The sequence below is a fragment of the Rhizobium sp. UFLA01-1127 genome (assembly GCF_059803845.1).
The window spans coordinates 2,501-27,000 of sequence record NZ_JAUQTZ010000022.1 but is presented as its reverse complement, the minus strand read 5'-3'; the positions used below and the strand labels follow the sequence as shown (position 1 = coordinate 27,000).

The following is a 24,500-nucleotide window of genomic DNA, read 5'->3' as shown; positions in this document are numbered from 1 at the left end:
CCGTGGTCGGCCCGCGTACCGGTGAGGCGGAAGGCATCATTCCTTCCCAGACTGGCGCGGAAGTCTTTCGAGCTTCCCATCCCAGCCGCTTGATAAGCATCTAAAGATAGAAAGTGACAGGCAAATGACCGATTGGAATTAAGTTGGCCGCAGCGGCGCCGATTTTTCTTCCAAACTTTGGAAAAACCGATATTACCGGATACCGGCTATCACCAATACCGGGATCTTCCTATAGATGACTCGCTTCGATGTACTGACCGTTGGCAACGCCATTGTCGACATTATCGCCCGTTGCGACGATCAGTTCCTGATCGACAACAAGATCACCAAGGCCGCGATGAACCTCATCGACGCCGAGCGCGCCGAACTTCTCTATTCGCGCATGGGGCCGGCGCTGGAAGCCTCCGGCGGCAGTGCCGGCAATACGGCGGCAGGAGTAGCGAATTTCGGCGGGAAGGCCGCCTATTTCGGCAAGGTCGCCGAGGATCAGCTCGGGCAGATCTTCGCCCACGATATCCGCGCCCAGGGCGTCCACTATGAGACAAAGGCGAAGGGCATATTCCCGCCCACCGCACGTTCGATGATCTTCGTGACCGAGGACGGCGAGCGTTCCATGAACACCTACCTCGGTGCCTGCGTCGAACTTGGCCCCGAAGATGTCGAGGAAGATGTCGTTGCCGATGCCAAGGTGACCTATTTCGAAGGCTATCTCTGGGATCCGCCGCGTGCGAAGGAAGCGATCCGCGAATGCGCTCGCATCGCCCATGCCAATGGTCGCGAAATGTCGATGACACTGTCCGACAGCTTCTGTGTCGGCCGTTATCGCGACGAGTTCCTCGATCTCATGCGCTCGGGCACCGTCGATATCGTCTTTGCCAATCGCGACGAGGCATTGTCGCTGTACGAGACCGATGATTTCGAAAAGGCGCTGACGCTGATTGCGGCGGATTGCAAGATCGCCGCCGTGACGACAGGCAAGGATGGCGCCGTGATCGTGCGCGGCGGCGAACGCCATGCCGTCGATGCCCATCCGATCGAGGAACGCGTCGATACGACCGGCGCCGGCGATCTCTTCGCTGCCGGCTTCCTGTTTGGCTATACGCAGGGCCGCAGCCTGCAGGATTGCGCCAGGCTCGGCAACCTCGCGGCTGCGATCGTCATCGAGCAGATCGGACCGCGGCCGATGCGGTCGCTGTCGGAAGCGGCCGCGGAAGTCGGTCTGCTCTGAGCGGTAATCCGTTGTTTTTGATCCTGAATGCCGTCCGCATTGCCCAATGACGGGCGGCTTTTTCTTGACGCCGGTCTGGTTGGCTGGAGCAATTCGAGGAAAAACGCATCGCGGTTTTCCGTCCGGAGTTGCGCCAAGACAAAAAGATGAAGCATTTTCGCTATTCGAAGGAAAGCGGAAAGCATCTGATGCATGCCGCGCAACAGTGTGCAGCCGTTTTGCGACAACGACATGCACGAAATCAAAGAGCTAAAGCACCGCAAGCGAATCTGAAAAATCGCGACATGCTTTAGCGCCAGAAGAGCGTCATCGTCCCGGCCTCATAGAGAATGAGCATGCCGATCGCGATCAGGACGAACGGCACGAACCGGTATCCGTAACGCCTAATCGGTGCGCCAAGTTTCGGATGGTTGACAATGGAATGTGCCGCGACGAGCCAGACTGCCGTCAGAGCGGCGAAGATGCAGCCGAAGGCCAGAATTTCATAGGCGGAGCGTGTGGCGAAGAGCGGTGTATAGACGCTGATATTGTCGCCGCCGTTGGCGATCGTCACGAGGGCGACAGCCACGATATTGCCGTGCCCGGCCGAGGCTTTTTCATGGTCTTCCGGATTGTCGCCCGTGTCGATGTCATTCCAGAGTTCCCATAATCTCCTGAGGCCGAAATAGATCGGCGCAAAGCCGAGAAGGCCGACATAGGCGGCTGGAACGACGAGCACGAGGAGCGAGGCGATGACACTGACGCCGTAGAGAGCGGCAATTCCGAGATACTGGCCGATGACGATCTGCTTCGCTCGGAATTTCGGATCGGCGAAGAAACCGATAAGGACGAAGATGTCGTCCACATCCGTTGATGCGAACACGACGATTGCGACGCTCAGAACGCCCAGCAGGTAGCCCAACGCGTCTGTCTCCTTGTCCGATCCGGAAATTCGCTGCGTTGGAAAGGCAGCGAGGCTGTGTTCGCTGCGAAGCGATGAGGGTTGGTTACTTGAAGGCCTCGCCGGGGTAAGCGCCCCAGATCTCGGATTGCGCCACCCAGCCTTCGGTACCGTCGGCGGTGACGAGGCACCAGTCGCCGGTGCATTCCTTGACGCTCATCATCACACCCGGCTGAAGCTTGGCGATGACGCCGGCGGACGGCTGGGATTCGCGGCGCATGTTGACGAAGACGGCTTTGCCCTTGCCCTTCATCCAGGGGGCAGCGATGGCCGAGCGCTGGCCCGACAGCAGCGACTGGTTGACCCAGCCCTCCGTGCCGTCGGCATCGCGCACGCGCCGCCAGTTATCGTATTCCTGAATGATTTCGACGGGCAGGCCCTGCTTGAGATAGAGCCACGACACGGCATAATCCGCGCTCGGGCCGATGCGCAGATTGACGCGCTTCGACTTTAGCGTGACGAAGCGCGGCAGCGGCAGGCCACTCGGCCCCTTGGCGGCCTGGGCGGTGGCAATATCGGCCGACACGGCAGCCATCAACAGGCCGATTGCGAATATGGCGCAGGACTTCAATGCTTTGCCACGCATGGGATTTCCGTTCGTTCGTCATGACAAAGGCGCCGTTCCGGCGACCTTTCGCTCCGGTGAGCGGCAAATCCTCGGATCGCGTCAGCGAGTTTTGTTTGTCTTCGCCTGCGGGTCTGGTAGAAATGCCCGGAACGGGAAAATTATCCTGCTTCTTGGTTAAGAACATCTGAACAAGGCATCGCCGCCCGCCATGACGACGAAGAAAAAACCGAAGGTCTACGTCACGCGCAAACTGCCGGATGCGGTGGAGACGCGCATGCGCGAACTCTTCGATGCCGAACTCAACATGGACGATCGCCCGCGCACCAAGGACGAATTGATCCAGGCCGTCCGCTCGGCGGACGTACTGGTGCCGACGGTGACCGATCGCATCGATGCGGAGGTGATCGAGGCCGCCGGCCCGCAGATGAAGCTGATTGCCAGCTTCTCCAACGGCACGGATCATATCGATGTCGAAGCCGCGGCCCGGCGCGGCATCACCGTCACCAATACGCCGAATGTGCTGACCGAAGATACCGCCGACATGACCATGGCGCTCATCCTCGCCGTGCCGCGGCGGCTGGCGGAGGGCGCGCGCGTGCTGACCGACAACCCCGGCGAATGGGCAGGATGGTCACCCACCTGGATGCTCGGCCGCCGCATCCACGGCAAGCGCATCGGCATCGTCGGCATGGGGCGGATCGGCACGGCCGTTGCCCGCCGCGCCAAGGCATTCGGCCTGTCGATCCATTATCACAATCGCAAGCGCGTCAATCCGGCGACCGAGGACGAGCTGGAGGCGACCTATTGGGACAGCCTCGACCAGATGCTCGCCCGTGTCGACATCGTCTCGGTCAACTGCCCGTCGACACCCGCGACCTATCATCTGATCTCGGCGCGCCGCCTGGCGCTGCTGCAGCCGACGAGCTACATCGTCAACACGGCGCGCGGCGATGTCATCGATGAAGCGGCGCTGATCAAGATCCTGCGCGAGGGCAAGATCGCCGGCGCCGGCCTCGACGTGTTCGAGAACGAACCGGCCGTCAATCCGAAGCTGGTGAAGCTCGCCAACGAGGGCAAGGTGGTGATCCTGCCGCATATGAGTTCGGCGACGCTCGAAGGCCGCATCGACATGGGCGACAAGGTCATCATCAATATCCGCACCTTCATCGACGGCCATCGCCCACCCAATCGCGTGCTGCCGTTCCGATAGGCGAATCGCCCTGATTCTCCGGCCAAAGCGAAGCGGATAGTGTCGGCTTCAAATTTGATCTTTCTTGCCTTCGGCCGGTCATGCGCATGTCACAAAGCCGGCCCAGAGGTGATGCCAAACACAATCAGGAAGGGCGGAAACGATGGCGCGGGCGCTGCCGCATGAGCGGATTCAATATGTGGTCGAGGGCGGCTTCAAGCTGTCGGGCGACATCGAGCCGAGCGGCAACAAGAATGCCGCATTGCCGATCATTGCCGCATCGCTTCTGACCGATCAGCGCGTCGAACTCAGCAACGTGCCGCGCATTCGCGATGTCGAGGCGCTGGTGGAGCTGATCCAGTCGGTCGGCGCAAAAGTGCGCTGGCTCGGCCGCAACGAGCTCGAAATCGAAGCGCGCGAGCTTCGCCCCGCCAATCTCGATCCCAATCTTTGCGCTCGCATCCGGGCCTCCATCCTGCTTGCCGGTCCGATGCTGGCGCGCTGCGGCGAGATCACCTTGCCGCCGCCCGGCGGCGATGTCATCGGCCGCCGGCGCGTGGATACGCATTTCCTGGCGCTGGAACAGCTCGGCGCCAAGATCGAGGTCAACAGCGTCTACAGTTTCCGCACCGAAGGGCTGCGTGGCGCGGACGTCTTCCTCGACGAGCCCTCGGTGACGGCGACGGAAAATGCGCTTTGTGCCGCGGTTTTTGCCAAGGGAACGACGATCCTGCGCAATTGTGCCTCCGAGCCGCATGTGCAGGATCTCGCACGTTTCCTGATGGCCATGGGCGCGCGCATCGAGGGCGTCGGCACCAACATGATGACCATCCACGGCGGCCCGCGGTTGGGCGGGGCGTCGCATCGCATCGGCCCCGATCACAACGAAGTCGGCTCGCTGATCGGCCTTGCAGCCGTCACCGGCTCGGAAATCACCATTCGCCGTGCAGGCGTCGAGCATCTGCGCTCCACGCTGATGACCTTTGAGCGCCTGGGCATCCGCTGCCAGATCGATGGCGATGACCTCATCATCCGCTCCGGTCAGGAAATGAAGATCCAGCCCGATTTCGGTGGCCATATTCCGAAGATCGAGGATCAACCCTGGCCTGCCTTTCCGGCCGATACGATGTCGATCGCCATCGTCACGGCTACGCAATGCGACGGCGTCGTGCTGATGTTCGAGAAAATGTTCGAAAGCCGTATGTTCTTCGTCGACAAGCTGATCGCCATGGGCGCCCGCATCGTGCTGTGCGACCCGCATCGCGCCATCGTCGCCGGCCCCTCCAAGCTGCGCGCCGCCCAGCTCGAAAGCCCGGATATCCGCGCCGGCATGGCCATGTTGATCGCGGCGATGTGCGCCGAGGGCACGAGCGTCATCAACAATGCTCAGCAGATCGAGCGCGGTTACGAGCGCATCGAGGAGCGGCTGAACGCCATGGGTGCGCGGATCACCCGTATTCCGCCGCGCGAGGCGTGACGTTACCGCTCAGCGGATGAGATGTGCTAGGCAATCGCCTTGCGCATCTCGATCGATGTCGTGCGATCGAAGCCCGCATGGCGGTTTTCGGCCGTCTTCTGAAAGCCCCAGGCGGCAAATGTGGCGTGATTGTCGGTCAGCTCGATGCGCGTTTCTAGGCGAAGGGTTTTGAGACCAAGCTCCCGCCCCGTAGCCTCGGCCAGGCCAAGCAGGCGTTTGCCGATGCCCTCGCCCTGCGCCGCCGGCAGTACGGCGAGCTTACCGACATAGAGGCTTTCCGCCTCTGGCCGGCAAAAAATGCAGCCGGCTAACCGCTCGCCATTAAGTGCGATGTAAGCGATCTCGCTTCTAGCCTTCATCTTGAGCGCTTCCGGTGTCAGCGCCAGCGCGGAGGAGGGCGGATCAATGCGCCCGTTCATATAGGCGAATGACGCCAATATGAGATCCAGCAACGCGTCCCATCGGTCAAACCTGCCGTTGAGCCTCTGAATTGTAATATCGCTCATTCCGCCGCGGCCCGAGGACGTTTGCGGCGATAGCGCACGGTTTCGAAGCGTGAGGAAAGCCCGTCATAAAGCAGCAGGCGGCCGACCAGCGGCTCGCCGATACCAGTGACAAGCTTGATCGCCTCCATCGCCATCAGTGTGCCGATGACGCCTGTCAATGCACCGATGATTCCTGCTTCCGCGCAGCTTGGAATGAGACCTTCCGGCGGTGGAGCGGGAAAGAGATCGCGATAGCGTGGATTGGGATTGCCGTCCGCGTCGCTTTCGTAAGGCTTCAGCATCGTCACGGACCCATCGAATCTCCCGACGGCGCCGGTCACGAGCGGCAAGCGTGCCGTCTCGGTCGCGTCGGCGGCGGCATAGCGCGTATCGAAATTGTCGGAGCCATCGATGACGAGATCGAATCCGGCAAGGTGCCGCGCTGCGGTATCGGGGCTGAACCGCTCCTCGAAGCGGACGACGCGCACATGCGGGTTCAGCCGGGCAATGGCGTCGGCCGCACTCTGCGTCTTCATCTCGCCGATCGTGCCGGTATCGTGAATGACCTGCCGCTGCAGGTTGGACAGCGAAACGCGGTCGTCATCGGCGATACCGAGCGTGCCGACGCCGGCAGCGGCGAGATATTGCAGCACCGGCGCGCCGAGACCACCGGCGCCGATGACAAGCACGCGGGCCGCCTTCAATTTTTGCTGTCCGGCGCCACCGACCTCCGGCAGGAGGATATGGCGATGATACCGGGCGATTTCGTCTGAGGTCAAAGGGTCCATGTGGAAAGTCTAGCACAATCGTGCCGAAGGAGACGCTAGGTTTTTGTAATGCCGCCATGCGCCACGGTAAAGAATTGCGCACGCTCGCCGAGGGCCGAGAACATCGCCTTGTCCGTGCCGGTCATGAAGGCCTGGCCGCCAAGTCCGTCAATGAGATCGAAGAGGGCGGCACGCCGCCCCTCGTCGAGATGCGCGGCAATCTCATCGAGCAGCAGGATCGGCGCATAGCCGGTGAGATTGCCGACAAGGCGCGCATGGGCAAGGATGAGGCCGACAAGCAGCGCCTTTTGCTCGCCTGTCGAGCAGCGCTCCGCCTCCATGTCCTTCTCGCGATGCCGCACCAGAAGATCGGCCCGGTGCGGTCCGTCCAGTGTCCGCCCGGCAGCGGCGTCGCGATAGCGCCCTTCGTGCAGCATGTCGGCATAGGCATCTTCCAGATCGACGGCCGGTCGATCGAATTGCCCGTCGAGGAAGCCGGAAAGCTCAAGGGCTGCGGAGGGGAATGGCGTCGCCTCGCGCGTTTCGGCGATCAGCCGCGAGAGGAGGCCGAGCATTTCCTGCCGCGCGATCGCCATGGCGATGCCGAGGCTCGCCATCTGCTCCTCGATGCCGCCGAGCCAGGATGGATCGAACCGGCTTTCGGACAGGAGCTTATTGCGGCTGCGCATGGCGCGCTCGAAATCGCTGGCTCGGCGCCCATGGGCGGGATCGAGCGATAGCACCAGCCGGTCCAGGAAGCGGCGACGCTCCGAGGAGCCGCCGGTGAACAGGCCGTCCATGGCCGGTGTCAGCCAGAGAACGCGCAGGTGGTCGGTCAGCTCGTCGACGGTCTTGGCCGGCGTGCCGTTGATACGAAGTTTGCGGGCCGTCGATTCGTCCGCCGTGTCGATGCCGGTGCCGATTTCGACGCTGCCGTCCATGCCTTCGAGCTCGGCGAAGATTGAAAATCCGCCTGGGGCATTGACCCGGGTGACATCCGTATAGGCGGCGCGGCGCAGGCCGCGGCCTGGAGAAAGCAGCGAAACCGCTTCCATGAGATTGGTCTTGCCCGCGCCATTGTCGCCGGTCAGCACGACATGCCGCTCGTCAAGCGTCAGCGCCGCCGCCGCATAGTTGCGGAAGTCGGTCAGCTTCAGGCGCGAGATGGAAATTTTGTTCGGCATCGGCTCTTGGGATTCTTGATCGATGGGCGAGGGGTATGCCGAACCCAGCCCAAGCGCAAGGTTTTTGCCGACGGCTTGCGGTATCAGTGGGGTGAAGCGCCGTCATGGGCCACCCTCGTCCTTCGACGGGCTCAGGATGAGGGTGGAGTGAGCCGAGTTCCGGAGAAGCTGCTGGGGGAGTAGAAGGATGAGCCCTTACGGTGAGGAGGACCAAAAGGCCGTCTCGAACCACGAAGGCGGGTGATTCGTCTGCCCGAAACAAAAAATCCGGCCGAATCACCGGCCGGATTCATGTGAAACACCGTGCTTCGCGAATCAGTCGCTGAACGTATCGAAGAAATCCTTCATGCGGGCGAAGAAGCCCGTCGATTCGGGATTATTGTCCTTCGAGGAGATTTGCTCGAATTCCTGCAAAAGTTCGCGCTGGCGCTTGGTCAGTTTCTGCGGCGTCTCGATCTGGATCTGGATATAGAGATCGCCGACCTGGCTGGAGCGCAGCACCGGCATACCCTTGCCCTTCAGGCGGAACTGCTTGCCGACTTGCGTTCCCTCGGGAACGCTGACACGCGATTTCGTGCCGTCGAGCGTCGCCACATCGAAGGTGCCGCCGAGTGCCGCCGTCGTCATCGAGATCGGCACGGCGCAGTAGAGGTCGGCGCCATCCCGCTGGAAGAACTCATGCGGTTTGACTGAGAGGAAGATATAGAGGTCGCCCGAGGGGCCGCCGCGAAGACCTGCTTCGCCTTCGCCCTGCAGACGAATGCGCGTGCCGTCCTCGATGCCGGACGGAATATTGACGGAGAGCGAACGCTCCTCGGTGACGCGGCCTTGGCCATGACACTTGGTGCAGGGATCCGGGATGATCTGGCCGCGGCCATGGCAGGTCGGGCAGGTGCGTTCGACGGAGAAGAAGCCCTGTGCAGCGCGGACGCGACCGGAACCCTGGCAGGTGCCGCAGGTCTTCGGCTGCGTGCCGGGCTTTGCGCCCGAGCCGGAACAGACGTCGCAGGTGATCGAGGTCGGAACCCGGATCTGCGCCGTCTTGCCGCTGAAGGCTTCCTCCAGCGAGATTTCCATGTTGTAGCGAAGATCGGCGCCGCGTTCGCGTCCGCCGGACGAGCGTCCGCGCGAGCGTCCGCCACCCATCATCTCGCCGAAAATATCCTCGAAAATATCGGAGAAACCGCCGCCGCCGAAACCGGCTCCGAAGCCGCCACCGCCGCCCATGCCGCCATGCTCGAAAGCAGCATGGCCGTAGCGGTCATAGGCTGCGCGCTTTTGCGGGTCCTTGAGCGTTTCGTAGGCTTCGTTGATTTCCTTGAACTTCCGCTCGGCGTTGCTGTCGTCCGGATTCTTGTCCGGATGATATTGCATTGCCAGCTTGCGAAAGGCGCTCTTCAGCTCTTTCTCGTCCGCCGTCTTGGAGACGCCCAACGTCTCGTAAAAATCCGCTTTTGCCATTCAGCATTAGACCCCGGAAATGGATTTCCGGCTGCCATGAGGCAGCCGGAGCTAAGTTTCCTCGAGAACCTTTCGGTTCGCGCTTATGCAGACCGCTTGTGGTCGCCTTCGTCCTTGATTTCCTCGTAGTCGGCATCGACGACATCGTCCTTGCCGCCTGCTGCCGAGGCGTCACCGGAACCGGCTTCTGCCTGCTGCGACTCATAGATCGCCTGGCCGAGCTTCATGGAAACTTCCATAAGCGTCTGGGTCTTGGCCTTGATGTCTTCGGCATCTGGCTCGGAAGCTTCCGTTGCCGTCTTGAGTGCTGCGATCGCGTCCGAGATCGCGGTGCGATCGGCTTCCGTGACCTTGTCGCCATAATCCTTCAGCGACTTTTCACTGGAGTGGATCAGGCTTTCGGCCTGATTCTTGGCTTCGACACCTTCGCGGCGCTTCTTGTCTTCAGCAGCATGGGCTTCTGCATCCTTGACCATCTTTTCGATGTCGGCATCGGAAAGGCCGCCAGAGGCTTGGATACGGATCTGCTGTTCCTTGCCGGTGCCCTTGTCCTTGGCCGAAACCTGGACGATGCCGTTGGCGTCGATATCGAAGGTCACTTCGATCTGCGGAACGCCACGCGGCGCCGGCGGCAGGCCGACGAGGTCGAACTGGCCGAGCAGCTTGTTGTCTGCAGCCATTTCACGTTCGCCCTGCGAAACGCGAATGGTCACGGCCGACTGGTTGTCGTCGGCAGTCGAGAAGGTCTGCGACTTCTTCGTCGGGATCGTCGTGTTGCGCTCGATCAGACGGGTGAAGACGCCGCCGAGCGTTTCGATGCCGAGAGACAGCGGGGTTACGTCGAGGAGCAGAACATCCTTGACGTCGCCCTGGAGAACGCCGGCCTGAATGGCAGCGCCGAGAGCGACGACTTCATCCGGGTTGACGCCCTTATGCGGCTCCTTGCCGAACAGCTGCTTGACGACTTCCTGTACCTTCGGCATGCGGCTCATGCCGCCGACGAGAACGACTTCATCGATTTCAGCGGCGGTGACGCCGGCATCCTTGAGGGCTGCCTTGCACGGAGCGATGGTGCGCTGAACGAGATCGTCGACCAGGCTTTCGAGCTTGGCGCGGGTCAGCTTCAGCGTCAGGTGCTTCGGGCCGGTGGCGTCTGCCGTGATGAAGGGCAGGTTGATTTCGGTCTGTTGCGAAGAGGACAGCTCGATCTTGGCCTTTTCGGCAGCTTCCTTGAGGCGCTGCAGGGCAAGCTTGTCGCCCTTGAGGTCGATGCCGTTGTCCTTCTTGAACTCGGCAACGAGATATTCGACGAGACGCATGTCGAAGTCTTCACCGCCGAGGAAGGTGTCGCCGTTGGTCGACTTCACTTCGAAGACGCCGTCGCCGATTTCCAGGATGGAGATATCGAAGGTGCCGCCGCCAAGGTCGTAAACCGCGATGGTCTTGCCGTCCTTCTTGTCGAGGCCGTAGGCAAGAGCTGCAGCCGTCGGCTCGTTGATGATGCGCAGCACTTCGAGACCGGCGATCTTGCCGGCATCCTTGGTTGCCTGGCGCTGAGCGTCGTTGAAGTAGGCGGGAACGGTGATAACGGCCTTGTCGACCTTTTCGCCGAGGTAGGATTCGGCGGTTTCCTTCATCTTCTGAAGGATCATTGCGGAAATCTGTGCGGGCGAATAGCCCTTGCCGTTGGCTTCGACCCAGGCGTCGCCATTGTCGCCCCGAACGATATTGAAGGGAACAAGATGCTTGTCCTTCTCGACGGTCGGATCTTCGTAGCGGCGGCCGATCAGGCGCTTGACAGCGAAGAGGGTGTTCGTGGGGTTAGTGACAGCCTGGCGCTTGGCCGGCTGGCCGACGAGACGTTCACCATCGTCGGTGAAGGCAACCATGGAGGGGGTGGTCCGGGCGCCTTCGGCATTTTCGATCACTTTTGCGTCCTTACCGTCCATGACGGCGACGCAGGAATTTGTCGTTCCAAGGTCGATACCAATTACTTTTGCCATGTCATTCTCTCCTTGAAGCAAGCTATCGGAACCCCTGTCAGGCATTCCATTGACAGCCCCTTACGGGATGGTCTTGAGGATTGCGCAGCCATGACTGCGGTGATGCCGCGTATATAAGTAGCGGTTTTACTGACTGCAAGGCAGGAAATCGCCTGAAATCCAGCAAAACAAATGGTTTGTCGCCCAAATTCCATATGGCCCCATATGCGCCGAGGGCCTCAGGATTTGACGCGACCGCGTATCAGAGCAGCCTTGCCGCGGCCATGCAAGCGTCTACTGCATAATTCCTCAAATCGGTATCGATTTAGGAATAAAACTATGTCGCAGGTCCAGCGTGCTGCAGCGACCAATATGAGGCGAGTATGATGCGAGGCACTCTCGGCGCAAAATTGCGGCTTATCGGCCGAGAATGACGTCGAGCAGCGAGGAGCGATGCGGCCGGGCGGCGGCGACCGGAGCGCCGCTGTCGCCGATATCCGCGGGCGGTATATCGTTGTCATAGGGGTTCGAACTGTAGGGATTGGCGTCGTCGGCCAAGTTTGCCGGCGGCAGATCCTGCGGGTCCTCGTTCGCCGCGGCCTGGTTGACGATCTGCGGCTGAATCGGCTGCTGCGACGGCCTCTGCTGCAAGGTCGGCTGCTGGATCGGCTGTCTGCCGTCAGCCACACCGGAGATGATGTTGCCGATGGTCGTCGGCTGATCTCCATTCGGCGCCGTCTGCGCCATCGGCAGGCCATTGTCGATAATCTGACCGCCGCCGAAGATCGGCGTGGGCGTGACGCCCTTATGGGCGGCGACCATGAATTCCTTCCATGCCTTGGCCGGCAGTCCGCCGCCGGTCACCTTGCGCATCGATTTGCCGTCGTCATTGCCGAACCAGACGCCCGTGGTGAGATGGCTGGTGAAGCCGACGAACAGAGCGTCGCGGAAGGATTGTGTGGTTCCCGATTTGCCTGCCGCCTGCCAGCCGGGAATGCGCGCCGCCTTGCCGGTGCCGTTGGCGATGACGCCGGCCATCATGGCGTTCATGTTGGTGACGATATCCGGGTTCAGCACACGCTCGGGACGGTCGGTATTGGCCTGGTAGAGCACCTTGCCGGAAGCGGTCGTCACCTTGGTGATGACATGCGGCGCCACCTTGAAACCGCCATTCATGAAGGTCGCATAGGCTGATGTCAGTTCCAGCAGCGAGACTTCCGACGTGCCGAGCGCGATCGAGGCATTGGCCTGCAGGTCCGATTCGATGCCGAGCCTGCGGGCGACCTTGATCACCTGGTCCGGCCCGACTTCGGCGACGAGCTGCGCGGCGACGGTGTTCAGCGATTGCGCGACCGCGGTGGCAAGCGTGACGGGGCCGCTATAGCGCTGTTCGTAGTTTTCGGGCGCCCAATTGCCGATCTTCACCGGCATGTCGTTGCGGATGGAATTGGGCGTCAGGCCCATCTCGAGCGCTGCGGTATAGACGAACGGCTTGAAGGCCGAGCCCGGCTGGCGCTTGGCGGTGACCGCGCGGTTGAACTGGCTCTGCGCATAATCGCGGCCGCCGACCAGCGCGCGGATAGCCCCCGTTGCATCGACGGAAACAAGCGAGGCCTGCGAGGCATTCAGCTTCTTGCCCTCCTTTTCGAGCACGTCGCTCAGCGCCTTCTCGGCCTTTTCTTCCAGCGACATGTCGAGGGTGGTATCGACCACCAGGTCTTCCTTGACGTCGCCGCCGATCAGCTTCGGCAGCTGATCCATGACCATGTCGGCAACATAGTTTTCAGCGCCGCTCCAATAGCTCTTCGACCGGGTCGGCGGCAGCGCCATCGCCGTCTTGACGTCGGATTCGCTGATGAAGCCCTGTTCGCGCATCGCCTGGAGCACCAGCTGGGCGCGCGCTTCGGCGGCGGCAGGGTCGCGGGCGGGTGACAGCCTTGACGGCGCCTTGACGAGGCCGGCGAGCATTGCCGCCTCGCCGAGATTGACGTCCTTGGCCGACTTGTTGAAGTAACGCCGCGAGGCCGCTTCGACGCCATAGGCATTGGAGCCGAAATAGACGCGGTTCAGATACATCGTCAGGATCTGGTCCTTGGTGTACTTGTGCTCCAGCCACAGCGCCAGCAGTACTTCCTGCACCTTGCGTTCCAGCGTGCGGTCCGGCGACAGGAACAGGTTCTTGGCGAGCTGCTGCGTCAGCGTCGAACCGCCCTGAACCGCATGTCCAGTCACCACGTTGGTCACGACCGCGCGAGCAAGGCCGATCGGGTCGAAGCCGAAATGGGAGTAGAAGCGACGGTCCTCGATGGCGATGATGGCTTCGGGAATATAGGGGGACATCTCGCTGAGCGTAACCGCTTCCCCGCCCGTCGTCCCGCGATTGGCGAGCAGGCCGCCGTCGGCGTCGTTGATCTTGACGTTCGGCGGCCGCTCAGGGATGGACCAGGTGCTGGCGCTCGGCATGCGCGAACCGTAATAGACGACAAGCCCGGCAAGACCGATACCGGCCCAAAGGCAAAGTACGAGACCCCAATAGATCGTCGAGCGGATAAAGCCGAAAAAGCCGCGGCGCGGGCGGGAGCGCCGTGCAGGTTTGCGGCGGCTGCGGGCGCGACGAGGTTTTCGGACCACGGGCTCGCCCTCGTCATCATCCTCGTCTTCTTCGTCGGGTTCCGGCTCTTCGTAATATTTCTTGGCCAGGCGCCTGTTGCTGACGATCCGTTCGCCGGCATTGAATCCGTCATCGATGCGTTCCCGGCCGCTGGAAAAGGATGGTTCTATCCTCTGGCGTGACTTTTTCTTATCTGCCATTGCGGGCCGGTCGTACCTTGATGTCTGGTGTTCCCATGTCGTCTATCGGATGTCTTCTATCAGGCCGACAGCATTAGCGGTAGAAATCTTTGAGCCTGTTCCGTCGCCCCCGGATCGGCGCGTCACCTGCGAAAGCAGAGCGCTTGCTGTCGGAGCCGGACTGTCTGCTCTTCGTTCACGAGCCTCTCGCGAAGACACATTAAATCCCGCCTGAACTGTAAATGCGGCGATTTAAGGAGGGATTAAGAACAATTATGGCCGCAAGTGCCGCCGCTGCGCCGATGGCCGGAGGAGGCGTTCGAGGAACTTTTCGCGCACCCCGGCATTATCTCCCTGCACAATAATTAAAGAGGGCGAGCAGATGAGTTCATTGATGAAGATAGAGGAAGTGAACGGGAGCACATTGCGGGAAGTCTGGAGCATTGAGGATTTTGCTCGGCGCCACCGGATTTGCAAGGAGGAGGAAGCCAGGCTGAAGAAGCTGTTCGGCGACTTCGCAACAAAGCAGGAACTGCTCTCGAACGCGCAAAGGCCGCCTCAATTTCGCTGATGGCAACTGGCAGGCCGGGCGCGATGTTCATCGTGGGCCGCCGCGACCGAAAGGCGCGCAGCGCAGGAGGCTACGTCAATGTGGAAGCGTTTTGAACTTTGGCTGGTCGATCAGATCGATCGCATTTTCGGCCTTGAATGGCTTGCCCGCCGGGCCGGTTTTTCTCCGGCTGAAGCACGGCGGATCGCACGCGAAAAATAGATCGCCGATACAGCCGCAAAAGGCCACCGACATGTCTATCGCCTTAAAATCTCAAAAACAGTGCCTTGTCAGCCGTCGCGAGAGGTAAAGCCACGATGACGTGTGCGTCGATACTTCGCGCAATGCATGCAATCTTCCATATTTTCGAATGGCCTGATCAAGGCTATAGTGCCGTCATACGGCTGTCTTGGAGATGGCTCCGGGCAGTTGGTAGCGCGTGAGGAGGAGTGTTCATGCGACACATCAAATGGAGCAATCCGATCGAGATTGGTTTTGCTCAAGGTACATTCCAAGTTGTAACGGGTCCTTCCGAGGCTCTCAACTGCATGGCCAACCTCTGGCCCGACCGGCGCGGCCCGCTCTATGTGGCGGCGAGAAGCCTTTGCCGGGCGGCGATCGACGGCCGCAAGTCCGCCGAAGAGGCTCGGGAAATGTTCATTTCGGCGACCCGGGAAGCGCATTTGAAAATGCACTGACGCACATCGGCGCCGTCGAGTCGCCTAACCGTCCCATCTTGCGACCCGGCGGACGTGCTGGAAGCGTTCGGATATCCTAACGCAAATTGTGCGGCGCGAAGCATCGATCTTGAAGCCGCCGCCCCGCTGGGTAGAGGGCACGCACTCTTTCAAATCGGATGCATCAGAAGGCCAGCGACTTTGAAGGTCGCTGGCCTTTTGTTTTCCGAAGACGATCGCAATGCAGTCAGCGGTTCGAGCCTCTGGAGGACATCCGGCAATCTGGTTCCGATGCCGGGCAATCCTTTTGGTCTGGGCTATAGGGGCCGGGCTGAGCCGCATTCGGTCGCGGAGCGTTTTGCGGCTGCGCCTGTGGCTGTGGTTGCTGCTGCACAACAGGGGGCTGCCGTTGTGGCTGCGGGACCGGCTGGTTGCCCGGTCGGTTGTTGTCGCGCGGGCGATCTGGCCGGTTGCCCCAATCCCGGTTATTATCCGGCCGCTGCTGGCCCCAGTCGCGATTGCCGTCGCGCGGCCGGTCCCAGCCGCGGTCGGGACGGCGATCCCAGTTACCGTCCGGCTGACCGTTCCAGTCGGACCCACGACCCCAATCCTGGTTGCGGTCGGGACGGTGGTCCCAGTTGCGGTCCGGTCCGTTATCCCATCCCTGGTTACGATCCCAGCCGCTGTCGGGCCTGCGGTCGACCCAGCCCGGGCCGCGGCGCCAACGGTCGCGATCACGGTAGAAGTCGCGGCCGCGATAATAGCGGCCCCAGTAATCATCGAAGTTGAAGACCACTGTCGGGATGCCGAGCGGACGATAATACTGCCGATCGACATAGATGCGGCGCGATTGGTAGGTCGCCTGGATATAGCGGCCGGCAACCCATCCGCGGCCGCCATAGAAGGAAACGTCGCACCAGGGCGTTTCGTTGAGGCAGCCGTTGATCTGAAGCGGCGCACCGACGGGAATCATGGTCACCGCCGGATAGGCCGTGCTCGGACCCGACCGCATGTTGACGTTTGCGGTGGCAAAGCCTTCCGCAGCTTCCGCGATGGCCGGCAGCGCAACAAGTGCAGCCAGCATGCTCGCGGCAAGAACCTTCAACCTCATAAATACTCCCCCTTTGCGCATCGTCGTCGCGAGATCGCCGTCCGGTATCTGTTCCGCAAACTGCGCCTGCGCCATTCGCTAAGACTTCCCAAATCCGGCAAGATAAAGGCCTGCGCATGCACGAAATTTGGTAGAATTCCACGGCGCATCTTCAATCCTTGCATGTGTTTTAAGGGCATCCGCATGAACGCAGCTTGAACGACGATTTGCAAAGGACGAAAAGCGATCCGATTCTTTTGATAGATTTTACTTACATTTGGGGAGCTGCTGTCGCCGCGGCGTCGGTTGCCTAAAGGCCTCATCGAAGAAATTGCGAGCACGGTCTTGAAATCGCCACGTTGCGCGCCGATATAACTGAAAGTCATGCAGCCGATGGGTGCTGGCGCGCTGGAAAGCGAGCCGTTTACACCTTTGAAATCATGGAAGTGGCGTTAACTATGCGTTAACCTTTCATGATCAATCTGGCTGCAGTTCCGCCCTTGCCTTTGACCACGGATGTACTGGCACTGATGTGATGGCGGATGGCGAAAGGCCGGATCATTCCGGCCTTTTTGTTTTTATGGCGATGGCGTGCTTCATGCGAAAGCGGAGCGCGCCATTTTCGTTCTCAGGGCCGAATTGCGGCAACAAAAAAACCGCCGCAGTCGCCCGCGGCGGTTTTGATAATAGCCGGCAATGCCGGCATCCTGCTAGTTCACTTTTTGGCCGAAACCTTGACGACCTTGGCCGGAGCCTCGGCCATGGTTGCCTTGCCCGCCGGCACATATCCGGCACCGATCGCGACGTTCAGCGAGATGTAGTCGTTGGCGTTCTGCTGAACGGCCTGCGCCAGGCTCTGCTGGGCAGCCGTCACGTTGCGCTGTGCGTCGAGAACGTCGAGCAGCGAGGATGCGCCATCCTTATAGCTTGCGGTCGAAAGCTGCAGGGCTTCCTGGTAGGACTTGACCTGAGCGCGAAGCGCAGAAATCGTCTGCGCATCGCGACTGACGGCCGACAGATAATTTTCGACCTGTTCCACCGCCTGCCGCACGGTCTGCTGCCAGGCGAGATAGTTTTCGCGGCTCGTGGATTCCGCACTCTTGACGCCGGCGCGCAGGCTGCCGCCGTCGAAGATCGGCAGGTTCAGCGACGGGCCGAACGACCAGCTGGTCAGGCTGCCGCTTGCAGACGAGCTATGGATGTAGGAAGGCTGGATCGAGCCGCTGAGCGTGATCGATGGGAAGAGCTTGGCCTCGGCCACGCCGATCTGGGCGGTCGAAGCAGCAAGGGTGCGCTCTGCGACGCGAATGTCGGGGCGGTTCCGGATGAGATCGGCCGGAATACCCGTATGAACGTTGCCGCGGAACACCGGCTGTTTGCCGCCGCCCTGCATCTGCGCGATGATCGTCGTGGAAGGCACGTTGAGCAGCGTCGCGATGTGATGCACCTGCTGACGGTAGCTGATTTCATAACCAGGCACCAACGCCAGGGTCTGGTTGACGAGACCTTCGGCCTGAACCACGTCCAGGCGGGACGCAGCGCCGGCATCGAGCTGGAACTTCGTCAGCGAAAGCGTATCGCGGCGGGACTTCAGGTTTTCCTGAGCGATCGAGATGAGCGTCTGGTAATAGCGGGCATTGACGTAGCTGGTGGCCAGATCCGACAGGAAGGCTAGCCGCTGGACGTCGACGGTGGAGTAAGCGGCATCGAGCGAAGCATTGGCGCTTTCCCGCGCCCGGCGATATTGGCCCCAGAGGTCAAGCAGCCACGAAACCGAGGCGCCGCCGCCGGTGATGTTGCGCGTTTCGGTCTGCGTGCGCAGCGAGCCCTTCTGGCCGCTGGTCGTGTGGTCGCCGGTGACGGTGAGGCTCGGAAGGCCGCCTGCACCTGCCGTGACGACGGCGGCTTCGGCCTGATTGATGCGTTCCAGCGATTGCTGGATGTTAAGGTTCTGGGCAAGTCCCTGTGCGGCGAAGGCATTCAGCTTGGAATCGCCGAAAGCGGTCCACCACTGCGAACCGGCGACATCGCCGTTCGCCTTCGTACCGCCCTCCGAGAATTTGGCCGGGAGAGGCATTTCCGGTGGCTTATGATCTGGGCCGCTGACGCAGCCTGCCAAAACAAGCAGCAGGGCGGGGGCGGCAGTACGAATGGAAACCATCACATTGTCCCACAATTCAATTTACTGATCAGTGTTTTTTCGGGATCGGCATGACCCCAAGTGCCGGCGCTCCAGTCTTACGCGATACAAACAGTGACCCGAAGCGGTCGGCGTCAATTTAACAACGAGTTTTGCAATAGCACAGTGGCTTTTACGAATTCTCGGCAGCGAACATATGTGGGATCGGGCGAAATATCAGGGTTCCGGTAAAAAAAATCTAAAGTGTTGCAAAAAACATACCCTTTTGCGCACCACTCAAGGGTGCGATATGTTAAAGAACCCTTAAGTTAAGCAACCGCAAGGCGGCATCAGAGCGCGCCGATCGCGTGAAACGACCGGTCGGACTGTCTCTAAATGAAATAGCGCGCCAGACTTGCGCGAACACGGTCACGCGGCGTTGCGCCGCGATCATCGGGTACGAAAGCCGTGCCCGTGATCGCCTCGTAGGCGCGGATATAGACCTTGGAAGTCTGCTCGATGAGGTCTGCGGGGATTTCCGGAATTTCATCCTTATAGGGATCGCAGCGTTCGGTGACCCACGCCCGCACGAAATCCTTGTCGAAGCTTTCCGGGCGCGCGCCCTTATCGAAGCGCTCCTGATAGCTGTCGGCGAGCCAATAGCGGCTGCTGTCGGGCGTATGGATTTCGTCGGCAAGAACGATGGTTCCGTTTTCGTCGGTTCCGAATTCATATTTGGTATCGACCAGGATCAGTCCTCGCTTGCGGGCGATCTCCTGTCCGCGCGCGAACAGTGCCAGGGCATAATTCGACAGCGTCTGCCATTGCGCTTCGGTCAGAAGCCCGCGCTCGATGATCTGGGCCGGCGTCAGCGGTTCGTCGTGGCCGCCGTCGAATTCCTTGCTTGTCGGGGTGATGATCGGCTCCGGCAGGATCTGGTTGTCGCGCATGCCGTCGGGCAGCGTGATGCCGTACATCTCGCGCTGACCTTTCTTGTAGAGTGTCAGGATCGATGTGCCCGTGGTGCCGGCGAGATAGCCGCGGACGACGACTTCGACGGGCAGGATGTTCAGCCGCTTGCCGACGACGACGTTCGGGTCCGGATAGTCAATGACGTGGTTAGGGCAGATATCGCGCGTCTGCTCGAACCAGTAGCGCGCCGTCTGCGTCAGAACCTGACCCTTGTAGGGAATGCACGTAAGGATGCGGTCGAAGGCGCTCAGCCTGTCGGTACTGATGATGATGCGGCTGCCGTCGGGCAGATCGTAATTCTCGCGCACCTTGCCGCGATAGTAGTTGGGCAATTCCGGGAAATGGGCTTCGGAGAGAATTCGCAACGCGTCCACCAATAGGCTCGTGCATCCGCCCGGCGGATGCTTCTTGAGCGGACCCTTAACGCATTGCGGCCGAAATCGGAACGGTTTTCATGGATAATAATAGGCAATCGGCTCTGTTCGTTGGATTGACGGAGCGAAAATCGCTCAGCCCGGCCGATACCAGCAGCCGTTTTCGCTGCGCTCGAGGATGGGGGTCGAAAATACCCCGACGATCCGCTCGCTCCATCGCCGGCCGTCCATGTCGACGCGATCACGCCAGCGTTCGGATTGCAGCATGGCCGCGCCGATCGTCACAGGCTCGATACCGCAGGACGAAAGGAGAGAAAGCCCGGAGGCGATCGAGGCGCCGCTGGAAATGACGTCGTCGATGAGCGCCACGCGCTTTCCCTGCAGCAGCGGCAGCATCCGCGGGTCTATATAAAGACGCTTCTCCTGGTTCGGCGTGGTGATGGAGGAGAGCGCGACCGACAGCTCCTCGCGATACCAGAATTTCCGCGATGTTCCGAGCGGCACATAGCGCGCATGGCCGAGCACACGCGCCACGGCCGCCGCGAGCGTCAGGCCGAGCGTGGGCAAGCCGGCCACGACATCGATGCCATGGGCCGCGATTCGTGCCGCAAGCGCCTCCGCCAGCGCCTCCTGCACGGCAAAACTTGCCTGATTGACGATCAGCGACGCTAGCGCATGGTCGCCGTCGCCGAGCACGCGGATCGGCAGACGGAGCTGACGCCCGTCTGGTAGCTCGGCCAGATAGAAGTCCGCACGCTCCGCCATCGGATCGAAGGTGCCGGGTGGATGCAGCTCCTGCCAAAAGTCATGAGGTTGCATTGCATCCATCTTCTATCTGTTGACCCTCATTCCGGCACTCCGGTGCAACCCGAGGATTTCGGCCTCAGTCAAGGCGCGCACCGCGCCTTTCGGCAGATCGCCGAGCGCGATATCGCCGAAGGCAACGCGCACCAGCCGCAGGCATTCGATGCCGAGCGCTTCCAGCATGCGCCGGATCTGGCGGTTGCGGCCCTCCTTGAGCTCCACCTCGATCCAGCCGTTGCGGTCGCCGCTGCGCAACAGGCGGGCGGAACTGGCGGTCAGCAGCTCGCCGTCGTCGATGATGCCGCGTTCCATACGCCCAAGCTGCTCGTGGTCCATGATACGGTCGACCTGCACATGATAGGTCTTGCCGACATGACTGACCGGATCGAGCAGGGTCTGGGCGAGTACGGTGTCATTGGTGAAGAGCAGCAGCCCTTCGCTTGCCTTGTCCAGCCGCCCGACGGGGGCGAGGTGACGCGCATCGATGTTCTTCAGGCAGTCGTAGACCGTCGGGCGCCCTTCGGGGTCGTCGCGGGTGGTCACCAGCCCGCGCGGCTTGTTCAGCATGAAATAGAGTTTCTTCTCCGCCGCTATCTCCGCGCCATCGACTGCGAATTTCGAATTCTCCAGATCGACCCAGGTAGCGGGATCGGAGATCTTGCGGCCATCGACGCTCACGCGGCCGGCCGCAATCAGCGCTTCCGCCTGGGTGCGCGAACAATAACCGAGCTTGGAGAGCGCCCGCGGCAAGGTCACGCGCTTGCCTTCAGGCTCGTGAGCGCGCTTTGTCGCCTTGCCGGATCTTTGCGGTGATTGCCGTTGGCTCAACCGTCTTGCCTCATGCGCTTGTTGCCGTGACCCGGCTCTGCCGCCGGTTAAGGAAATCCTTTCGCACGGAGGCGAACGGGACGCAAATCGCATTGTCGAGGATAAAGCCGGAGAAGGGCAGGCTTGAAAGGCAAAATTCGCAGGCAGACAGGGCTCGCATTCATGGTGCGAGCCCTGTCGCGGACCGGAGCGGGCGATGGGGTCGGGTAGACGGCAGCGAGACTGCCGCCGTTCGCTCCGGAGGGATCGCGGTTGTCTGGGAAATTGCACGGCTTCCTTTGCTGGGATTTTTCAAAACCGCGGAAATTTGTTACAGTTTGTAACGGCGGCCGTTTCCCTGTTGCCAAAACGACCTCTCGCCCCGCATGGAAGGGCCATGGTTTCCGCATCGCTTCTTCTGGTCGAGGACGACCGCGAGATCAGGGCGCTCCTGGAGGAGTTCCTGAGCCGTGAGGGTTTTTCCGTGCAGGTGGCCGACAGCGCCGCCGGCATGGACCGCGTTCTGTCCAAGGGCTTTCCGGATCTGATCATCCTCGATCTGATGCTGCCGGGCGAAGACGGCCTCTCGGCCTGCCGCCGCATCCGTACCCGCAGCAAGGTGCCGATCCTGATGCTGACGGCGAAAACGGAAGACATCGATCGCATTCTCGGTCTCGAAATGGGCGCCGACGATTATCTCGGCAAGCCGTTCAATCCGCGCGAGCTTCTGGCCCGCATCCGCGCCATCCTGCGGCGCTCCGGCCCGGAGCGGGCGGAAGACGCCGGAACTCCGTCAAGGCGCAAGAGTGTCGCCGGGCTGACCGTCGATCTCGACGGCCGGGTGATCGAGATGGATGGAGAGCGCGTCGTGCACCTGACGACCGCGGAGTTCGATCTGCTGGTCTGTTTTCTCGAAAGGCCGCGCCGCGTGCTGTCGCGCGAGCAATTGCTCGACTGGACCCGTGGCCGCGGCGCCGATCCTTTCGACCGCACGATCGATGTTACGGTCTCCCGCCTGCGTACCAAGCTCGGCCATTGTCTGCCGGACGGTGCTCAGATCATCACCACCGTGCGCAATGCCGGCTATCTCCTCACAATGGACGTGAAGGATGTCTGAACCATGCTGAAACTCGGTCTGGTCGCCCGCATCATCATGATCGTCGCCGTGGCGCTGTTCATCATTCAGCTTGCAGCCTTTGCGGCCGCGCAGCTGAGGCCGGATACACCGTTCAATCCGGAGCGGTCGCCCGCCAAGCAGGTGAAGACCGCGATCCGTCTTCTCGATGCCATTCCGCCTGAGGCGCAGCAGGCAGCCGTGCGGGCATTGAATGCCAATGGCCTGGCGATCCACCTGGCCGATCTGCCGGCTCCTGGCCGGGAGGAGGCGTCCGATCTGACGCTTAGCGACAAGCTCGCCCGCGAATTTGCGGCGATCGCCCTCGGCAATCGCTATTTCAGCATGCGTTCGCTCTCCGAAAAGCCGCAGGGCTGGTTCTCCGTCGGTGCGCCGGACAGGATCATAGAAGTGTCGATCGGCATTGCCGGCGGCAAGGTTGCCGTCTTCAGCCTGCCCGACACGCCGACGGTGCGATTGAACGGCATTCCCATCGGCCTTATCTCGGGCGTCCTCGGCATGCTGGTCGCAGTCATCGCCATCGTCGCGGTGGCACGGGAAACCCGGCCCCTGACGCGCCTGTCCCGTACCGTCAACTCGATCGGCAATGGCTTGCAGCCGGTCCATATTCCGGAAAGGGGAGCCTGCGAATTGCGCATGCTGATCAAAGCGATCAACGCCATGCAATTGCGCATCGCCGCTCTGGTCAGCAATCGCACCTTGATTCTCGGGGCGATTTCGCATGATCTGAGGACCTATCTCACCCGTTTTCGGCTGCGCATGGAAATGATGCCGGAAACGCCGCATCGCGATCGGGCGATCGCTGATGTCGAAGCCATGCAGCGGCTCGTGGAGGATGCGCTCGGCTTTGCCCGCAGCACCGTCGTCTCGGATGGTAAGAATGTTGTCGATCTCGATGCGGCCATTCGAGGTCATCTCGCCGAACGGCAGGACGAGCAGGATCTCGTCGGCTTCACGCCGGTCGGGCAGTCGATAGCCGTGACGATGACGGAGACTGCTCTGGTGCGAGTGCTGGACAATCTCATGGATAACGCGCTGCGTTACGGCGGCAGGGCCGATATCGCGGTCGAGCGTCGCGGCGAGCAGGGTGCCATCGTCGTCGGCGATCGTGGGCCGGGCATCCCCGCAGAGCGGCGCAAGGAGGTGCTCGAGCCCTTCGTGCGGCTGGAAGAATCGCGCAATCGCGATCTCGGCGGCAGTGGTCTGGGCCTGGCGATCGTTCGCCAGATTCTCGACGCGCAGGGCGGAGCACTCTGTCTCGAGGATCGCGAAGGAGGCGGGCTGAGTGCCGTCGTCCTGCTGCCGCTGGCGATGATGGAAAGAAAAGCAGCCTGAAACAGGCGTGACTATCCGACAACCGCGCTAACGCGCGATCGGTGCGTTGCGCGCGAGTGCCCGCTCAGTGGCAGGTCATGAATCGCCTGAGCTCTTCCTGGCTGAGCACGATGCCGGCGGCCGCCTTCAGCGGATCCGGATGGGTATAGGTAAAGCTCGGCAGGTCGGGCAGATCCAATGCCTGGCGCATGTTCATGATACCGAGTGCGCGTCGTCCATTGGCGCTGTCGAAACTGACTTCGATAATGCTTTCCGGTCTTGTTGTGTGCATTGTTTCCTCCCTTCTCTAATATATAGCAGAGAGCTCATGTAAAATCTCGGGTTTTCTGGGGTTTGCGTGCAAGGGGCGCAACCATGGCTCATCCTCCGTTCGACGGTTCTGGTGGACGTGCCGGACAGGTTGGAGAAGCGGCATATTCGAAAGAAGCCGGAGGCAAGTGGGCAATCGCGAAAATTTTGACCGTTTGGACAAGATTTTCGGAGCTTCCGAGAAGAAATTTCCCTCCCATCTGCTGCCACATACAAAAACAAGTTGTATATCAAGTACTTACAAAAATGTCAGAATT

22 protein-coding genes are annotated in these 24,500 nt (G+C 61.1%); 7 read left to right on the top strand and 15 right to left on the bottom strand.

Annotation, left to right across the window (positions count from 1 at the left end):
• Positions 1-235 precede the first annotated feature (235 nt).
• Positions 236-1,228, top strand: coding sequence for an adenosine kinase (locus Q4Q11_RS07910; RefSeq protein WP_112513292.1), 993 nt, complete (start codon positions 236-238; stop codon positions 1,226-1,228).
• 289 nt (positions 1,229-1,517) lie between these two features.
• Here Q4Q11_RS07910 and Q4Q11_RS07905 read toward each other — a convergent pair whose 3' ends face one another.
• Both Q4Q11_RS07905 and Q4Q11_RS07900 read right to left on the bottom strand, forming a co-directional pair.
• Positions 1,518-2,129, bottom strand: a complete 612-nt coding sequence (locus Q4Q11_RS07905; protein ID WP_112513291.1) for a cadmium resistance transporter — start codon at positions 2,127-2,129, stop codon at positions 1,518-1,520.
• A gap of 85 nt (positions 2,130-2,214) precedes the next feature.
• Positions 2,215-2,754 carry an SH3 domain-containing protein gene (locus Q4Q11_RS07900; RefSeq protein WP_112513290.1) on the bottom strand — a complete coding sequence of 180 codons (540 nt, stop codon included), beginning with the start codon at positions 2,752-2,754 and terminating at the stop codon, positions 2,215-2,217.
• A gap of 190 nt (positions 2,755-2,944) precedes the next feature.
• Here Q4Q11_RS07900 and Q4Q11_RS07895 point away from each other — a divergent pair, with 190 nt between their 5' ends.
• Together Q4Q11_RS07895 and murA are read left to right on the top strand one after the other, a co-directional pair.
• Positions 2,945-3,946, top strand: a complete 1,002-nt coding sequence (locus Q4Q11_RS07895; RefSeq protein ID WP_498569146.1) for a 2-hydroxyacid dehydrogenase — start codon at positions 2,945-2,947, stop codon at positions 3,944-3,946.
• Positions 3,947-4,088: 142 nt separating this feature from the next.
• Positions 4,089-5,402, top strand: coding sequence for a UDP-N-acetylglucosamine 1-carboxyvinyltransferase (gene murA, locus Q4Q11_RS07890; protein ID WP_498569145.1), 1,314 nt, complete (start codon positions 4,089-4,091; stop codon positions 5,400-5,402).
• A 26-nt stretch (positions 5,403-5,428) separates the two neighbouring features.
• On the opposite strand, the gene Q4Q11_RS07885 is transcribed toward murA, so the two are convergent.
• The 6 genes from Q4Q11_RS07885 to Q4Q11_RS07860 all read right to left on the bottom strand — a co-directional run bounded on the left by Q4Q11_RS07885 (position 5,429) and on the right by Q4Q11_RS07860 (position 14,092).
• On the bottom strand, positions 5,429-5,899 hold the full coding sequence (locus Q4Q11_RS07885; RefSeq protein ID WP_498569162.1) for a GNAT family N-acetyltransferase: 471 nt from the start codon (positions 5,897-5,899) through the stop codon (positions 5,429-5,431).
• A 5-nt stretch (positions 5,900-5,904) separates the two neighbouring features.
• Positions 5,905-6,675, bottom strand: coding sequence for a molybdopterin-synthase adenylyltransferase MoeB (locus Q4Q11_RS07880; RefSeq protein ID WP_498569144.1), 771 nt, complete (start codon positions 6,673-6,675; stop codon positions 5,905-5,907).
• 35 nt (positions 6,676-6,710) lie between these two features.
• Positions 6,711-7,838, bottom strand: coding sequence for a DNA replication/repair protein RecF (gene recF, locus Q4Q11_RS07875; RefSeq protein ID WP_498569143.1), 1,128 nt, complete (start codon positions 7,836-7,838; stop codon positions 6,711-6,713).
• A 315-nt stretch (positions 7,839-8,153) separates the two neighbouring features.
• Positions 8,154-9,299 (bottom strand): molecular chaperone DnaJ, encoded by a 1,146-nt coding sequence (gene dnaJ / locus Q4Q11_RS07870; protein ID WP_075856793.1) that lies wholly within the window; start codon positions 9,297-9,299, stop codon positions 8,154-8,156.
• Between the two features lie 83 nt (positions 9,300-9,382).
• Entirely contained in the window at positions 9,383-11,302 is a 1,920-nt protein-coding gene (gene dnaK, locus Q4Q11_RS07865) for a molecular chaperone DnaK (protein ID WP_112507700.1), read from the bottom strand.
• A 396-nt stretch (positions 11,303-11,698) separates the two neighbouring features.
• Positions 11,699-14,092: a transglycosylase domain-containing protein gene (locus tag Q4Q11_RS07860; RefSeq protein WP_498569142.1), complete on the bottom strand. Its 2,394-nt coding sequence runs from the start codon at positions 14,090-14,092 to the stop codon at positions 11,699-11,701.
• Positions 14,093-14,453: 361 nt separating this feature from the next.
• On the opposite strand from Q4Q11_RS07860, the gene Q4Q11_RS07855 reads away from it, so the two are divergent.
• Positions 14,454-14,642, top strand: a complete 189-nt coding sequence (locus Q4Q11_RS07855; RefSeq protein WP_112507696.1) for a hypothetical protein — start codon at positions 14,454-14,456, stop codon at positions 14,640-14,642.
• Positions 14,643-14,717: 75 nt separating this feature from the next.
• Here Q4Q11_RS07855 and Q4Q11_RS07850 read toward each other — a convergent pair whose 3' ends face one another.
• Entirely contained in the window at positions 14,718-14,876 is a 159-nt protein-coding gene (locus Q4Q11_RS07850; protein ID WP_498569141.1) for a hypothetical protein, read from the bottom strand.
• 200 nt (positions 14,877-15,076) lie between these two features.
• Here Q4Q11_RS07850 and Q4Q11_RS07845 point away from each other — a divergent pair, with 200 nt between their 5' ends.
• On the top strand, positions 15,077-15,319 hold the full coding sequence (locus Q4Q11_RS07845; RefSeq protein ID WP_095433530.1) for a DUF982 domain-containing protein: 243 nt from the start codon (positions 15,077-15,079) through the stop codon (positions 15,317-15,319).
• Positions 15,320-15,545: 226 nt separating this feature from the next.
• Here the strand turns inward: Q4Q11_RS07845 and Q4Q11_RS07840 are convergent, their stop codons facing one another.
• The 5 genes from Q4Q11_RS07840 to Q4Q11_RS07820 all read right to left on the bottom strand — a co-directional run bounded on the left by Q4Q11_RS07840 (position 15,546) and on the right by Q4Q11_RS07820 (position 21,485).
• Positions 15,546-16,409 carry an SH3 domain-containing protein gene (locus Q4Q11_RS07840; protein WP_498569161.1) on the bottom strand — a complete coding sequence of 288 codons (864 nt, stop codon included), beginning with the start codon at positions 16,407-16,409 and terminating at the stop codon, positions 15,546-15,548.
• A gap of 694 nt (positions 16,410-17,103) precedes the next feature.
• Positions 17,104-18,549, bottom strand: a complete 1,446-nt coding sequence (locus tag Q4Q11_RS07835; RefSeq protein WP_113337464.1) for an efflux transporter outer membrane subunit — start codon at positions 18,547-18,549, stop codon at positions 17,104-17,106.
• Between the two features lie 350 nt (positions 18,550-18,899).
• Positions 18,900-19,844 carry a phosphoribosylaminoimidazolesuccinocarboxamide synthase gene (locus Q4Q11_RS07830; protein ID WP_498569160.1) on the bottom strand — a complete coding sequence of 315 codons (945 nt, stop codon included), beginning with the start codon at positions 19,842-19,844 and terminating at the stop codon, positions 18,900-18,902.
• 144 nt (positions 19,845-19,988) lie between these two features.
• Entirely contained in the window at positions 19,989-20,672 is a 684-nt protein-coding gene (locus Q4Q11_RS07825; RefSeq protein ID WP_498569140.1) for a phosphoribosyltransferase, read from the bottom strand.
• Positions 20,673-20,684: 12 nt separating this feature from the next.
• A complete protein-coding gene (locus Q4Q11_RS07820; RefSeq protein WP_113337466.1) occupies positions 20,685-21,485 on the bottom strand; it encodes a pseudouridine synthase in 801 nt (266 codons plus the stop codon).
• Positions 21,486-21,861: 376 nt separating this feature from the next.
• Here Q4Q11_RS07820 and Q4Q11_RS07815 point away from each other — a divergent pair, with 376 nt between their 5' ends.
• Positions 21,862-22,581, top strand: coding sequence for a response regulator (locus Q4Q11_RS07815; protein WP_112507690.1), 720 nt, complete (start codon positions 21,862-21,864; stop codon positions 22,579-22,581).
• 3 nt (positions 22,582-22,584) lie between these two features.
• Complete coding sequence (locus Q4Q11_RS07810) at positions 22,585-23,934, top strand: ATP-binding protein (RefSeq protein ID WP_498569139.1); 1,350 nt, start codon at positions 22,585-22,587, stop codon at positions 23,932-23,934.
• Between the two features lie 64 nt (positions 23,935-23,998).
• Here the strand turns inward: Q4Q11_RS07810 and Q4Q11_RS07805 are convergent, their stop codons facing one another.
• Positions 23,999-24,205, bottom strand: a complete 207-nt coding sequence (locus Q4Q11_RS07805; RefSeq protein WP_112507686.1) for a hypothetical protein — start codon at positions 24,203-24,205, stop codon at positions 23,999-24,001.
• Between the last annotated feature and the right edge of the window lie 295 nt (positions 24,206-24,500).